This window comes from Streptomyces sp. A01, from assembly GCF_059026195.1.
This window is the reverse complement of sequence record NZ_JBWLKN010000031.1, coordinates 37,635-51,932: the sequence shown is the minus strand read 5'-3', so window position 1 is coordinate 51,932 and position 14,298 is coordinate 37,635. Positions and strand designations below refer to the sequence as shown.

Genomic DNA, 14,298 nt, shown 5'->3' with positions numbered 1-14,298 from the left:
GCCGGGGGGCCGTACCGCACCAACCGCACCCCTGTCCCCACGGGCTGGGCACAACGAAAGGAAGACACCATGTCGCTTCTCGACCTGCAGACGCTGGAGACCGAGACCGAGAACACCGGCGGTGGCGGCGGCGACCAGAGCAGCCTGAGCCTGTTGATCTGTGACACCCACAGCTCCAACAGCTTCCTGCTCTGCCTGTAACCGTCCCCATCCGCGACCAACGGGCGTTCATCCGCTCATGAGTCGCCTGTGATGACAACGGGCCAATGACGCGGTCCCGGGTGGTATGGCCCCTGCCCGGGATCGCCTCGCCCGGTCTACCCCGCCGGGTGGCTGCCCGCCCGGCGGCTGTCTGTCACACCACCCGTCACACCCACCGCTGTCCACCCGCCCTTCCCCGCTACTCGCTCCCTGTTCGCTTCCCTGTTCGTCCTTCCGTCCGCACGCGAGGACCGCCGCGCATGGCCGCAGTCACCGAGGACCCCAACGACCCCGGGCCCGACCCCGGACCCGGCCTCCATTCCGGACCCCTCCATTCCGGACCCGAGCAGGGTCCCAAGGCGGCACCGGGAGCCGAGGGCAGCGTCGGACGGCCACCGCACGCCACGGACAGCCCCCGCGCCGAGACCACCGCGGGCGCCGTGGCCCACCCGGAAGCGAAGGCCGACACCGCGGAAGCGCGCGCCACCGACCGCGCCCCCACCAAGGCCGCCCGCACCGCCGACCGGTTGCTGCTGGGCGCCATCCGGCACAACGCCTCCCGCGCCGCCGCGCTGTGCCTGCTGACCACCGCGACCGCCGCCGCCGGGCTGGCCCTGCCCGCCGTCCTCGGCCACACCGTCGATCTGCTGCTCGCCGACCGCGCGGCGGCCGACCGCTGGGTCATCGGCTGCGCCGCCATCATCACGCTGATCGTCGTCCTCGACGCCCTCGACGGACTCCTCACCGGCAGCACCAACGCCCGCTCCACGGCCTGGGTGCGCCGCCGAGTGCTGCGCCACACCCTTGCCCTCGGACCGCGCCCTGACCGCCTTGCCCCCGGCGACCTCGTGGCCCGGCTCGTCGGCAACGCCGCACACGCGGGCACCGCCCCCACGAGTGTCGCCTCGACCCTCGCCGCCGTCATCACCCCGGTGGGCGGGCTGATCGCCCTCGCCCTCATCGATCCATGGCTCGCCCTCGCCTTCCTGGTCGGACTGCCCCTCCTCGCCCTGCTCTTGCGTTCCTTTGTACGGGACACCACTGACAGCGTCGCCAGCTACCAGCACAGCCAGGGCCTGATCGCCGGGCGGCTGGTGGAGACGCTGCACGGGGCGCGGACGGTCGCCGCCGCGGGAACGGCTGAAAGGGAACGGGCACGTATTCTCAGTCCCCTGCCCGAACTAGGTAGGCACGGCTACCGCATGTGGCGTATCCAGGGTCGCTCAAGCGCCCAGGCGGCGGCCGTGCTCCCGCTGCTCCAGATCGCCGTGCTCGCCGTCGCCGGTGTCCGGCTGACCTCGGGGGCGCTCAGCGTCGGCAGCCTGCTCGCCGCTTCCAGATACGCCGCCCTCGCCACCGGTTTCGGCATGCTTGTCGGCCATCTCAACGGCCTGGTGCGCAGCCGTACGGCCGCCCGGCGGCTGGCGGACGTCCTGACGGAGCAGCCGACGCCGTACGGTGAGTGCCGGCTGCCGCCCACGACGGCCGGACACGGCGCGGCCAGCGGAACGCTGGAGCTGCGCGGGGTGAGTGTGGCGCGTGGTGGCCGCACCGTACTGAGCGAGGTGTCCCTGGTGGTGCCCGGCGGGCAGGTCGTCGCCGTCGTCGGCCGCTCGGGGGCGGGGAAGTCGCTGCTGGCCGCGCTCGTCGGGCGGCTCACCGACCCGGACGCCGGCCAGGTGCTGCTCGACGGTGTGCCGCTCACCGACCTCTCCCACGACGCGCTGCGCCAGGAGATCGGCTACGCCTTCGAGCGGCCCGCCCTGCTGGGCGGCACGATCGGCGGCACGATCGCCTTCGGGGGCGTGGAGCCGCCTCCCGAACAGGTCGCCGAGGCGGCGCGCGACGCCTGCGCGGACGGCTTCATCCGGCTGCTGCCCGACGGTTACGCCACGCCCTGCGAACAAGCCCCGCTGTCCGGCGGTGAGGCGCAACGGCTGGGCCTCGCCCGCGCCTTCGCGCATCCCGGCAGGCTGCTGGTGCTCGACGACGCGACCTCAAGCCTGGACACCGTCACCGAACTGCGCGTAGGCGAGGCCCTGACCCGCGGGGCGCGCTCCCGTACCTGCCTGATCGTCGCCCATCGCGCCACCACGGCCGCGCGCGCCGACCTGGTCGCCTGGCTCGACGACGGCGGCATCCGGGCGCTCGGCCCGCACGCGGAGCTGTGGCGACGCCCCGACTACCGCGCCGCGTTCAACGCGCCCGCCGAGACGGCCGCACCGCCACCCGACGGGACCGCCCCCGAGCCTGCCACCAGGACGGCCGCTTCGGCGGGAGGCCGCGCCGATGTCTGACCCGACCTCCGCTGACCGGGCCGCCACCGAGCCGACTGGTGCCGAATCGACCGCTACCGGGCCGACCGCCGCCGACGGAGCCGCCGCCGACGTGACGGCTTCAGGGCCGACCAACCGGCCGTACGCCGAGGGCCTGCGGTTTCTGCGCCGCAGGTGGCCGGTGCTCGCGCGGCTGTCCGCCTGGTCGGTGCTGGAAGCGGGGCAGACGTTCCTCACCGGCTTCGCCCTGGCCCGCGCCCTGGACGACGGGTTCCTCGCGGGTGAACGGAACACGGGGCTCGGCTGGCTCGGCCTGGCGGCACTCGCCGTCGTGGCGGGTGCGTACGGCACGGGGCGCGTCTACCGCGAGATCGCCGCACTGGTCGAGCCGCTGCGTGACGGGCTGGTGCGCAGGGTCGTGGACCGCGCCGTGCTGGACGCCGTGCGCGCCGGGCGGCGTGGCGGTGAGAGCGCCGCCGTGTCCCGCCTCACGCACCAGGTGGAGATCGCCAGGGACACCTTCGCCGGTCTGGTCATGGTCTCCCGCTCGTTCGTCTTCGTCGCGATCGGCGCACTGGCGGGGCTGTGCGCGCTCGCCCCCGAACTGCTGCTGATCATCGTGCCGCCACTCGTCCTCGGACTCGGATTGTTCGCGGCGTCCCTACGGCCGTTGGCCCGCCGCCAGGTGACCTTCCTCGACGCCGACGAGGACATCGCCGGGTCGCTGGGCGAGATCGCCTCCGGGCTGCGGGACATCACGGCGGCGGGCGCCGAGGAGCGGATGGGCGCGGAGGCCGACGTACGGATCGAGGCGGAGGCCGCGGCGGCCCGGGCCCTCGCCCGCTGGGGGACGCTGCGGGTGGTGGCCCTCGGGGTCGGCGGGCGGCTGCCGATCGTGCTGCTGCTGGTCGCCACCCCCTGGCTGCTCGACCGGGGCGTCACGGCGGGCGCTCTGGTCGGCGCCCTCGCCTACCTCACGCAGTCGCTGCTGCCCGCGCTCCAAAGCCTGATGCAGGGCCTGGGCGCGGGTGGCTCACGGCTGGCCGTGGTCATACGCCGCCTCGCCGAGCGCCCGCGTGACGACCCGCCCCGGCCGCCCAGCACCGACCCCGCCCGCCCGCTCGCCCCCGGCTCCGCTCCGCCCGCCGCGCCCCGGTCGGCCGTCGCGCTCCGTTCCGTGAGCTTCGCGTACGGCGCGCACGCGGCGCCCGTCGTCAGCGACCTCGATCTGGAGGTGCCCGTGGGCGGGCATCTGGCGGTGGTCGGGCCGAGTGGTATCGGCAAGTCGACACTGGCGGGCCTGATCGCCGGGCTGCTTGAGCCCCACAGCGGAGAGATCACCCTCTGCGGCGAACGTGTGCGCACCGGGAACGCGGCGGCGCTCGCCGCCGTACGCGTACTGATCCCGCAGGAGGCGTACATCTTCTCCGGGACGCTCGCCGACAACCTCGGTTATCTGCGCGCCGCGCCGGTGGAGGAGCCGGAGCTGTCGGCGGCCTCGGAGGCCGTAGGGCTCACCGAACTCGCCGGCAGGCTGGGCGGGTTCGCCGGGCATGTCGATCCGCAGGCGCTCTCGGCGGGGGAGGGGCAGCTGATCGCGCTGACGCGCGCCTACCTCTCGCCCGCTTCCGTGCTGCTGCTCGACGAGGCGACCTGCCATCTCGACCCGGCGGCCGAGGCGCGTGCGGAGCAGGCGTTCGCGCGGCGCCCCGGCAGCACGCTGATCGTGATCGCGCACCGGGTCAGCTCGGCACGCCGGGCTGACCGCGTGCTGGTCATGGACGGCCGGCACGCGATCAGCGGCACGCACGCGGAGCTGCTGACCAGCTCCGCGCTCTACGCCGATCTGGCGGGTGGCCGCGCGGCCACCCCACAGGACCTGCCCCGCGCCCGTCCCGGGGCCCCAGCAGACACCCCGTCAGGCTCTTCGTCAGGCCCTCCGGAAGGCACCGGGCAGGGCACCGCTGCCGGTGCCCTCCTCGGCACCGCCCCAGGCGCCCGGCCTGGTACCGCGTCAACCAGATCAGCCACATCAGGCCACCTCAGCCGTTCCAGCTGAGCCGGCTGCTTCTGCTGCCTGTCCTTCTGTTTGCTTCTCATGTTCCGTGTACTTCAGCGACGTCAGCCACCTCGGTGACCACCGCGTCCGCTGCCTCACCCGGCGCGCTCCCCAGCACGCCTTCCGGTGACTCATCGGACGTCGCCGCTTCGGACAACGCTTCGGTGGGGGCTCGGCGCTGAGGATGCCTTACAGCCAGCCGGCCCCCTGGGATATTCGGATGGCGTCGACGCGGTTGCGGGCGCCGGTCTTCCGGGTGATGGCGGCCATGTAGTTGCGTACGGTGCCGTGGCAGAGGTGCAGGCGGCGTGCGATATCGCCGATGGAGGCGCCCTCAGCCGCGAGGGACAGCACGCTCAGCTCCCTGCGCGTCAGCGGGATCTCCGAGGCCTGCATGAATCCGAAGCCGAGTGAGTCATCGACGTAACGTTCCCCCTTGGCCACCCGCCGTATCGCCTGGAGCAGCCGGTCCGGCGCCGCGTCCTTGTCGAGGTAGCCGAGGGCCCGTGCCTCGTAGGCCCGGCGCAGTGGGCCGGGACGTCCCGCGCTCGCCAGGACGAGGAGCGCGGATCTGCCTTCGCCTCCGCCCGGGGCGACTTTGCCGATACCCAGGTCGCCCGCGATGCCGGCGATCCCGGTGGCCCCGGGGCAGTCGATGTCCGCGACGCACACGTGGGGCCTCAGAGAACGGGCGGAGCTGGGCGCGTTGCGCCACGAGGTCGCCACCGTCTCGATGTCGTGGGCCGTGCTGAGTAAAGCGGTGAGTGCGGACCGTAACAGCCTGGTGTCATGGACCAGTAGAACTCTGATCACGTTCTGTTCCCTCCCCAAGCCCCCCGTCTCCGGCACTTCGCCGGAGCGAGGTCCATCAATACCCGCGAACGCCGGGTGGTTGACGAAAGTTATTGGCCAAAACGGGGCGCGGGGGCGCATTGCAAGCGTTGGATGCGCCCTTCTGTTCCTCAGCGCGCCCCGCGCGCCCCCTGGTGGGTCAGTTGGGGGCAGTGAGGTCGATGAGACGACACACCGTTTCGATGTCTATCTTGACCTGAGCGATCGAGGCGCGCCCGGAAAGCCAGGTGATGAGCGCCGAATGCCAGGTGTGCTCGATGACGCGGACGGCCGACAGCTGCGCCGGGGTCGGCGAGCCCGCGAGGCCCATCGCGTCCAGGATGATCGCGGTCGTGAGCCGGGAGACTGTGTCCACCTCGGGGCTGACCGACCGGTCGGCGAAGGTCAGCGCGCGCACCATCGCCTCGGCGAGATGCGGTTCGCGCTGCATCGCCCGGAAGGCGCGCATCAGCGTCTGCGCGACGCGGGCGGAGGGCTCCTCCTCCGTCGGCGGCCGCTTCCGCAGCGTCTCGTGCAGCCGCTGCAACTGGTCCTGCATGGTCGCCACCAGCAGGTGCACCTTGGAAGGGAAGTAGCGGTAGAGCGTGCCGAGGGCGACGCCCGAACTCTCGGCGACCTCCCGCATCTGCACGGCCTCGAAGCCGCCCCGGCTGGCCAGTTGGGCGCTGGCGTGCAGAATCCGGCGGCGGCGTGCCTCCTGCCGCTCGGTGAGCGGCAGTGGGGCTGACTTGGAGGCTGCGGTCATCTGTCCCACTTCGATGCGTTCCGTCTGCGGGCTGCGGACACCGTGCATGATGGCAGGGCCCGCGAGGCGGCGCGAGCCGCTGGAACCTGTTCCACTTTAGCGCGGGCGCGCGCGGGTGCCGCGGCTCTCGCGTGTCCGGCGACCGGTCGTAGCGGGACGTGGGCGAGGTGCGACATCCCCGGGTGATTCAGTGGCACGAATCACCCGGCGCGAAGCCGGGGCGGTGCGTCCGGGCGGGTATCTTCAAGACTTCCCGGACGTTCCGAGAGTGGAACTTGTTCTAGATATCAGTGAGCGGCTACGCTCCCGCTGAACTGCACCAAGAAGGGGGCCGTGAGTGACCGCTGAGGCCGCGCAGGCGACCGGGCCCGATCCGCTCAGGGCGGCGCCCCCCGCCGCCGACGGCAGCCCCCTGCGGATCGCGCTGCTCACGTACAAGGGCAACCCGTTCTGCGGCGGTCAGGGTGTGTACGTACGCCACCTGTCGCGCGAGCTCGCCCGGCTCGGCCACACCGTCGAGGTCCTTGGCGCACAGCCGTATCCGGTCCTGGACACCGTGGACAGCGGACAGTCCACCAAAGACGCTCTGGGCGCCGCGGGCGGCAGTGTCCGGCTCACCGAGCTGGCCAGCCTCGACCTCTACCGCCAGCCCGATCCCTTCCGTACCCCCAAGCCGCACGAGTACCGGGACTGGATCGACGTGCTGGAGGTCGGCACGATGTGGACGGGCGGTTTTCCCGAGCCGCTGACGTTCAGCCTCCGCGCCCGCAGGCACCTCGCCGCCCGCCGTGGCGCCTTCGACGTCGTGCACGACAACCAGACCCTGGGCTACGGCCTCCTCGGCCTGCCCCGAGCCGGATTCCCGCTGGTCACCACCGTCCACCACCCGATCACCGTGGATCGCCGGCTCGACCTCGACGCGGCCGCCCACTGGCGCCGCCGCGTCTCCGTGCGCCGCTGGTACGGCTTCACGCGCATGCAGAAACGCGTCGCCAAGCGGCTGCCGTCCGTGCTGACCGTCTCCGGGTCCTCCCGGCGCGAGATCGTCGACCACCTCGGGGTCCACCCCGGCCGGGTGCACGTCGTGCCCATCGGCGCCGACACCGAGATGTTCTCGCCCGACCCCGCCGTCGCCGAGATCCCCGGCCGCATCGTCACCACCTCCAGCGCCGACGTCCCCCTCAAGGGCCTGATCCACCTCATAGAGGCCCTCGCCAAGCTCCGTACCGAACAGCCCGCCGCGCACCTCGTCGTCGTCGGCAAGCGCGCCGAGGACGGACCGGTCGCCGCGGCGATCGCACGCTACGGCCTCGAACACGCCGTCGAGTTCGTCAAGGGCATCACCGACGCCGAACTGGTCGATCTCGTCCGCGGCGCCCAGATCGCGTGCGTCCCCTCGCTGTACGAGGGCTTCTCGCTGCCCGCCGCCGAGGCCATGGCCACCGGCACCCCGCTGGTCGCCACCACCGGCGGCGCCATCCCCGAGGTCGCGGGGCCCGACGGCGAGACCTGTCTGGCCGTGCCACCGGGTGACGCCGGAGCGCTCGCGCACGCGCTGGGACGGCTGCTCGGAGACGAAACGCTCCGGCGGCGCCTCGGTGCCGCCGGACGGGAGCGGGTACTGCGCCGGTTCACCTGGGCGCAGGCCGCGCGCGGCACCGTCGAGCACTACCGCGCGGCCATCCGGACGCAGGCCGCCGCGGCGCGGCGGCGCTGAGCGCGCCCGTGCCCGTGCTTCCGCCCCAGCGCCCGGCCCCGCCACCGGCCCACGCCCGGGCCCTGACCGCGCACCGGACCGCCCTCGCCCGGAACCGCCCGCCCCGACCCGCCACCCCGCCTCCGCGCTGACCGCCGGGGACGTATCACCGCCGCCGCGCACCACCGCCTGATGGAAAGAGAGGGCAGACCCCCGTGCTGACCGTCGACTTCTCCCGCTTCCCGCTCGCCGCAGGCGACCGGGTTCTCGACCTCGGCTGTGGCGCGGGCCGTCACGCCTTCGAGTGCTACCGGCGCGGCGCCCACGTCGTCGCGCTCGACCGCAACGGCGAGGAGATCCGTGAGGTCGCCAAGTGGTTCGCGGCGATGAAGGAGGCCGGTGAGGCCCCCGCCGGAGCCACCGCCACCGCCATGGAGGGGGACGCCCTCGCGCTGCCCTTCCCCGACGACAGCTTCGACGTCGTCATCATCTCCGAGGTCATGGAGCACATCCCCGACGACAAGGGGGTGCTCGCCGAGATGGTCCGGGTGCTCCGCCCGGGCGGCCGGATAGCGGTCACCGTGCCGCGCTACGGCCCCGAGAAGGTGTGCTGGGCGCTGTCCGACGCGTACCACGAGGTCGAGGGCGGCCACATCCGCATCTACCGCGGCGAGGAACTGCTCGGGAAGATGCGCGAGGCCGGACTGCGGCCCTACGGCACCCACCACGCACACGGACTGCACAGCCCCTACTGGTGGCTCAAGTGCGCGTTCGGTGTGGACAACGACAAGGCCCTGCCCGTACGCGCCTACCACAAGCTGCTGGTGTGGGACATCATGAAGAAACCGCTGGCCACCCGGGTCACCGAGCGCGCGCTCAACCCGCTCATCGGCAAGAGCTTCGTGGCCTACGCGACCAAGCCGCACGCCCCCGCCGACCCGCTGCTCACGGCCCCGGCGACTCCGCTCACCTCGGCGAGCGCCGTGGACGGCGCGGCCCGCGAGGAGCAGGAGTGACCGTCGCCGGACCCGGCCCCGAGCGTACGGAACACCTGGTCCTGCCCGGTGTGCTGTCCGCTGAGCAAGCCGCGGCCACGGTGCGGGGCATCCTCGCCGTGCAGCGCGCGGACGGCGCCATCCCGTGGTTCCGCGGGCACCACCTCGACCCGTGGGACCACACCGAGGCCGCCATGGCGCTGGACGCGGCGGGCGAACACGAACGCGCCGCGGCGGCCTACCGCTGGCTCGCCAGGCACCAGAACCCCGACGGGTCCTGGTACGCGGCCTACCCGGACCTGCCGGACGGCGTAGCCGCCGACCAGCCCACCGACCGGGGCAGAGAGACCAACTTCTGCGCGTACATCGCCGTCGGCGTCTGGCACCACTACCTCTCGACCGGCGACGACACCTTCATCGACGAACTGTGGCCCGCCGTCTTCGCCGCCATCGAATTCGTGCTCGGGCTCCAGTCACCCGGCGGCCAGATCGGCTGGAAGCGCGAGAATCCCGAGGACGGCGGCGCGGCCGTCGAGGACGCCCTGCTCACCGGCTGCTCCTCCATCCACCAGGCGCTGCGCTGCGCGCTCGCCATCGCCGAGCACCGCGAAGAGCCGCAGCCCGACTGGGAGTTGGCGCTCGGCTGGCTCGGCCACGCGATCCGCCGCCACCCCGAGCGGTTCCTCGACAAGGGCCGCTACTCGATGGACTGGTACTACCCGGTACTCGGCGGTGCCCTGACCGGCGTCGAGGCCAAGGAGCGCATCGAGGAGGGCTGGGACCGCTTCGTGGTCCCCGGCTACGGCGTGCGCTGCGTCCTGCCGAACCCCTGGGTGACGGGCGGCGAGAGCTGCGAACTGGCGCTTGCCCTCTGGGCCATGGGCGAGTCCGACCGCGCCGTGGAGGTGCTGCGGTCCATCCAGCACCTGAGGGCTGAGGACGGGCTGTACTGGACCGGCTACGTCTTCGACGACGACGCCATATGGCCGCGCGAACTGACGACGTGGACCGCCGGATCGCTGCTGCTCGCGGTGGCCGCGCTCGGCGGCGACGAGGCGACGACGGCCGTCTTCGGCGGCGAGCGCCTGCCCAGGGGACTCGACCCGGACTGCTGCTGACACCGGCTGCCTCCGGCCGGGACCGGCCGAGTCCGGCGGGACCCGGTAGGGGAGCGCTTCCAGGCTGCGGCCGTCGCTGTGGCTGTGGCCGTGGCCTTGGCTATGGCTGTCTCTGTGGACTGTGGCTCTGTGCCAGGGCGTTGTCAGTGGAGGGCTCTACGGTGGTTCCATGAGCCTTCTGGGATACGACCGCTACCTCTCCGCGTTCCTCGCCGAATGCGACCGACTGCGCGCCACCCTGGCCGGGGCCGACCTGTCGGCGAAGGTTCCCACCTGCCCGGAGTGGACCGTCGCCGACCTGGCACGGCACGTGGGCCAGGCCCACCGCTGGGCGGAGTCCCTGGTGCGGACCCGCGCCACCGAGTATGTCGCCGACGAGCAGCCCGAGTCGGCGGGGCCCGAGGGGGACGACCCGGCGGCCATGGACGCCTGGCTGGCGGAGGGCGGCGCGCGGTTCGCCGCCACCTTGGAGGAGGCGGGGCCCGACGCCGCGGTCTGGAGCTGGGACCCGAACCGGACATCGGCCTTCTGGGCCCGCCGCATGACGCACGAGACCCTGGTGCACCGGGCTGACGCGGCGGCGGCGACAGGCGGCGCCTATGAGGTCGACCCCGAGGTCGCGGCCGACGCCCTGGACGAGTGGCTGGGCATCGTCGGCAGCCCACTGGCCGCTCAGTTCAATCCGAAGCTGGGCGAACTGCGCGGCCGTCCGCGAAGCATCCATCTGCACGCGACGGACGCCCCGCCGGAGCTGGCCGCCGAATGGCTCATAGACCTGCACGAGGAGGGCTTCGACTGGCGCCGCGCTCATGAGAAGGCCACCGTCGCCCTGCGTGGCCCGCTCGCCGATGTGCTGCGCGTGTTCTTCCGGCGCCTTCCGCTGGACAGCGACCGGGTGGAGCTCATAGGGGACCGCGCGGTGCTGGAATTCTGGCTTGAGCGAGCCAGCTTCGAGTGACGCGCCGGGCAGGCGCCGGCCTGAGAGCCGGACGCCTGCCCTGGGTGGCACTCCCGCAGCCCGGCTCGGTGAGCGTACGCAGGGGAGCAGTCACGCACGCGGTGGCGGGGACACGCGCACGCGGCCTCGCGGACACGTGCGGCGTCGTGGTCACCTACGCGGCGTTGGAGTCGCCTACGCGGCGGCGGGGTCAGGAGTTGAGTTCGGCGAGCGTACGGAGCGTGTGTGCGTCGGACGGGGTCACCAGCAGGTCCGTCACCGGGCCCGCGCGCCACACCTCCAGCCGCTCCGCGATCCGTTCGCGCGGGCCGACCAGCGATACCTCATCGGCGAAGGTGTCCGGCACGGCCTCGGCCGCCTCCTGCCGGTAGCCCGAGAGATACAGCTCCTGGACACGGCGGGCCTCCGCCTCGTATCCCCATCTCGCCATCAGGTCGGCGTGGAAGTTGCGGGAGGCGTGTCCCATGCCGCCGATGTAGAGGGCGAGCATGTCCTTCACCGGGCGCAGGCCCTCGGCGATGTCGGTACACACCCTGGCGTGCGCCATCGGGGCGACGAGGAAGCCCGGCGGCGCCTTGGCGAGGACGTCGGCGTACAGCTCGGTGCGCGACGGCGACCAGTACAGCGGCAGCCAGCCATCGGCGATGCGCACGGTCTGCGCGATGTTCCGGGGGCCCTGCGCCCCGAGGACGACCGGCAGCGAAGCGCGCAGCGGGTGGGTGATCGACCGCAGCGGCTTGCCGAGCCCGGTGCCGTCCGGACCGGTGTACGGGTGCTGAAAGAACTCTCCTTCGAGCCGCACCGGCCCTTCGCGGCGCAGTACCTGCCGTACGACATCCACGTATTCCCGGGTCGCGGTGAGCGGACTCTTCGGGAACGGGCGACCGTACCAGCCCTCCACCACCTGCGGCCCTGACAGCCCGAGCCCGAGCGTCATCCGGCCGCCGGAGAGATGGTCGAGGGTGAGTGCTTGCATTGCCGTGGCGGTGGGCGTGCGGGCCATCATCTGCGCGACGGCCGTGCCCAGAGTGATGCGCGAGGTGTGTGCGGCGATCCAGGTCAGCGTCGTGAAGGCGTCCGAACCCCAGGCTTCCGCCGTCCATACCGAGTGGTAGCCAAGGCGCTCGGCCTCCTGGGCGATGTCGACATGGCCCCGCCCTGGACCGCGTCCCCAGTAACCGAGTTGCAGACCGAGCCGCATGGCGCCCCTCCGCTCATCGTCAGGCCCGCCGCGTATCTGACCAGCCGTCAGGCGGCGGGCTGCCGGGCGGAGACTCTACGGGCCCGGTGCGCGGATGACAACGGTCCGTCGGGCTTGGCGCGCGCACGGCAACGGCCCCTCGCCCGTTGCCGTGCGAGGGGCCGTGCGGAAACTCAGGCGAGGCGAGTCAGCCGCGCTGAATTCCCGTGGTGTCCTGCAGGACGCCGCGACGGCCGTCCTGGGTCTGCGCGACGAGAGTCTGGCCGCGCTGCTCCACCGCGAGGTACCAGGTGCCGGGCGCCAGTTCGGCGATCGGCGTCGGCGTACCGTCCTCCGCGTACAGCGGACGAGCCACCGGCACCGCGAACCAGAACGGGGCGAAGTCCCCGCCACTGGGCTGCGGAGCGGGGGCCGCCGCGCCAGGCTGACCACCGTAGGACGGCTGGCCACCGGGCTGCGCACCGTACGGAGCCGGAGCACCCTGCTGCGGGCCGGGGTAGCCGTAGCCGGCGGGCTGACCCGGCTGACCCGGCTGGCCGGGCTGCCCACCGTACGGAGCGGCGGGCCTGGGGCTGCCGGAGCCCGCGAGGGGAGCCTTCAGCGCGGGCACGCGGGGAGTGGCGACCGCGGCGCCGCCCAGGGCGAGCAGGGCGATGAAGCCCAGGATCTGGCCGATCCCCTTGTCGAAGTTCTCGGGGTGGCTGAAGAGCAGCGTCCACGTGGAGATGAACGTCGCCGCGACGGCGAACGCCACCCCCCACTGGTCAAGGGCGAGGCCCAGCAGGCTGCGGCCCTGGGGCAGGAAGCGCGATCCGACGATGAGGGCCGCCGCGAGGACACCCAGCACGAAGATGCCCGCGGTGTTGGCGGCGAAGTCGGAGGTCCAGCCGTTGTACGCGGGGCAGCTTGAGTCCGGCACACCAGACGGGCAGTCCACGGCGATGAAGTCGAGGAACGAGGCGATGAACAGCAACACCGCTGCTCCGATCACCACGCCGTCGCCTCGAGTGAGGGAGCGGATGTTCACGTAAAATCCTCTGTTGTTTCGTCTGAGTCGTCGCTGTCGCCGGACGCGAGGTGCGAAAGCGCGGGGGTGGTCCCCCATCGTACGGGTGAATCTATCGCCGGAACGGCCGGGTCGTCTTGTGGAGATTGACCGTTACGGCTGCTCAACCAGGCCGTTATCGCTTCCCCCGCAAGAAGTCCGTAATGCCTTCCGCGATGCCACGCGCCGCCCGCTGCCGCCATTCCGCGTCGGTCAGCAGCCCGGCATCCTTCGAGTCGCGCATATTGCCACACTCGATGAACACCTTGGGAACCGTGGACAGATTGAGTCCGCCCAAATCGTCTCGGACCGTCAGACCATCGCCTCCCCCGAGGTAGTTGGCGGGCTTGCTGTCCGTCGCTTGAGTAAAGCGGTCCACCAGTCGGTCGCCGAGAAGGCGGGAGGGCCGGGTGATCTTGGACGTATCGGCGCCACCGCCCCGTACAGACGCGGGAAGGATGACATGAAACCCGCGCTGTCCGACAGTGCCCCCGTCCGCGTGGACGGAGACGGCCGCGTCTGCCTGCGCCTTGTTTCCGATTTTGGCCCGCTCGTCCACACACGGGCCGTACGGGCGGTCGTCGTTCTGTGTGAGTTTCACGGTGGCACCACGCGCGGTGAGGAGCGCACGAACACGACGTGAGACGTCGAGAGTGAAGGACGCCTCCGAATATCCGGCGTTGGTCGCCGTGCCGGTGGTGTCGCACTCCTTGCTCTGTGCGCCGATATTCACCTGTCGGCCGATTTCCCGCGCATGATCCTTGTTACGGGGGTTGTGGCCCGGATCGATCACCACCACCTTGCCCCGCAACGCGTCGGAGGCGGGCCGGTCCTTGGGTTTCGCCGACGCGGTCGGATCGCCGGGACGGCCCTGCTCCGCCGCATCGCCCGGCGAGACGGCCCCGGACCGCGAGGGGTCCGGCGGGGTCCTGGCGCCGCCCTTGCCGTCGTCGTCCGTCGTACGCCACACGAGCCAGGCCGCGAAGCAGACCGGCACGAGCACGGCGAGCACGATGACGAGCGTCCGGCCGCGACGGCGGGAGGTGGGGGAAAAGCTGCCGTTCGACACCCGGGCGATGGTAGTCGGCTCATGCGGCGCCGGGATGGCACGGGGGAGGAGCCGGGGTGGGCGCGTCCCCTTCGAGCCACCGG

The 14,298-nt window shown here is 72.3% G+C and carries 12 protein-coding genes; 7 read left to right on the top strand and 5 right to left on the bottom strand.

Annotated elements, in window-relative coordinates; translation table 11 throughout:
• The first annotated feature begins 69 nt into the window (after positions 1–69).
• The 3 genes from AC5P1B_RS30385 to AC5P1B_RS30375 all read left to right on the top strand — a co-directional run bounded on the left by AC5P1B_RS30385 (position 70) and on the right by AC5P1B_RS30375 (position 4,536).
• Positions 70–201: a SapB/AmfS family lanthipeptide gene (locus AC5P1B_RS30385; protein WP_493891192.1), complete on the top strand. Its 132-nt coding sequence runs from the start codon at positions 70–72 to the stop codon at positions 199–201.
• A gap of 260 nt (positions 202–461) precedes the next feature.
• On the top strand, positions 462–2,498 hold the full coding sequence (locus AC5P1B_RS30380; protein ID WP_493891191.1) for an ABC transporter ATP-binding protein: 2,037 nt from the start codon (positions 462–464) through the stop codon (positions 2,496–2,498).
• Positions 2,491–4,536 carry an ATP-binding cassette domain-containing protein gene (locus tag AC5P1B_RS30375; RefSeq protein ID WP_493891190.1) on the top strand — a complete coding sequence of 682 codons (2,046 nt, stop codon included), beginning with the start codon at positions 2,491–2,493 and terminating at the stop codon, positions 4,534–4,536. The genes AC5P1B_RS30380 and AC5P1B_RS30375 overlap by 8 nt, the downstream gene beginning before the upstream one ends.
• A 189-nt stretch (positions 4,537–4,725) precedes the next feature.
• On the opposite strand, the gene AC5P1B_RS30370 is transcribed toward AC5P1B_RS30375, so the two are convergent.
• Positions 4,726–5,349: a response regulator transcription factor gene (locus AC5P1B_RS30370; RefSeq protein ID WP_493891189.1), complete on the bottom strand. Its 624-nt coding sequence runs from the start codon at positions 5,347–5,349 to the stop codon at positions 4,726–4,728.
• A 178-nt stretch (positions 5,350–5,527) separates the two neighbouring features.
• Positions 5,528–6,133: a TetR family transcriptional regulator gene (locus tag AC5P1B_RS30365; RefSeq protein WP_493891188.1), complete on the bottom strand. Its 606-nt coding sequence runs from the start codon at positions 6,131–6,133 to the stop codon at positions 5,528–5,530.
• A gap of 337 nt (positions 6,134–6,470) precedes the next feature.
• Between AC5P1B_RS30365 and AC5P1B_RS30360 the strand changes: the two genes are divergently transcribed.
• The 4 genes from AC5P1B_RS30360 (at position 6,471) to AC5P1B_RS30345 (ending at position 10,900) form a co-directional block, all read left to right on the top strand.
• A complete protein-coding gene (locus AC5P1B_RS30360) occupies positions 6,471–7,850 on the top strand; it encodes a glycosyltransferase family 4 protein (RefSeq protein ID WP_493891187.1) in 1,380 nt (459 codons plus the stop codon).
• Positions 7,851–8,044: 194 nt separating this feature from the next.
• Positions 8,045–8,845, top strand: a complete 801-nt coding sequence (locus tag AC5P1B_RS30355; protein ID WP_493891186.1) for a class I SAM-dependent methyltransferase — start codon at positions 8,045–8,047, stop codon at positions 8,843–8,845.
• On the top strand, positions 8,842–9,942 hold the full coding sequence (locus tag AC5P1B_RS30350; protein ID WP_493891185.1) for a prenyltransferase/squalene oxidase repeat-containing protein: 1,101 nt from the start codon (positions 8,842–8,844) through the stop codon (positions 9,940–9,942). The genes AC5P1B_RS30355 and AC5P1B_RS30350 overlap by 4 nt, the downstream gene beginning before the upstream one ends.
• Positions 9,943–10,111: 169 nt before the next feature.
• Positions 10,112–10,900, top strand: coding sequence for a maleylpyruvate isomerase family mycothiol-dependent enzyme (locus AC5P1B_RS30345; RefSeq protein WP_493891184.1), 789 nt, complete (start codon positions 10,112–10,114; stop codon positions 10,898–10,900).
• 190 nt (positions 10,901–11,090) lie between these two features.
• Here the strand turns inward: AC5P1B_RS30345 and AC5P1B_RS30340 are convergent, their stop codons facing one another.
• The 3 genes from AC5P1B_RS30340 to AC5P1B_RS30330 form a co-directional block, all read right to left on the bottom strand.
• A complete protein-coding gene (locus AC5P1B_RS30340; RefSeq protein ID WP_493891183.1) occupies positions 11,091–12,101 on the bottom strand; it encodes an LLM class F420-dependent oxidoreductase in 1,011 nt (336 codons plus the stop codon).
• Positions 12,102–12,288: 187 nt separating this feature from the next.
• Positions 12,289–13,128, bottom strand: coding sequence for a hypothetical protein (locus AC5P1B_RS30335; RefSeq protein ID WP_493891182.1), 840 nt, complete (start codon positions 13,126–13,128; stop codon positions 12,289–12,291).
• A gap of 154 nt (positions 13,129–13,282) precedes the next feature.
• Positions 13,283–14,215 (bottom strand): N-acetylmuramoyl-L-alanine amidase, encoded by a 933-nt coding sequence (locus AC5P1B_RS30330; protein WP_493891181.1) that lies wholly within the window; start codon positions 14,213–14,215, stop codon positions 13,283–13,285.
• Positions 14,216–14,298: the final 83 nt, after the last annotated feature.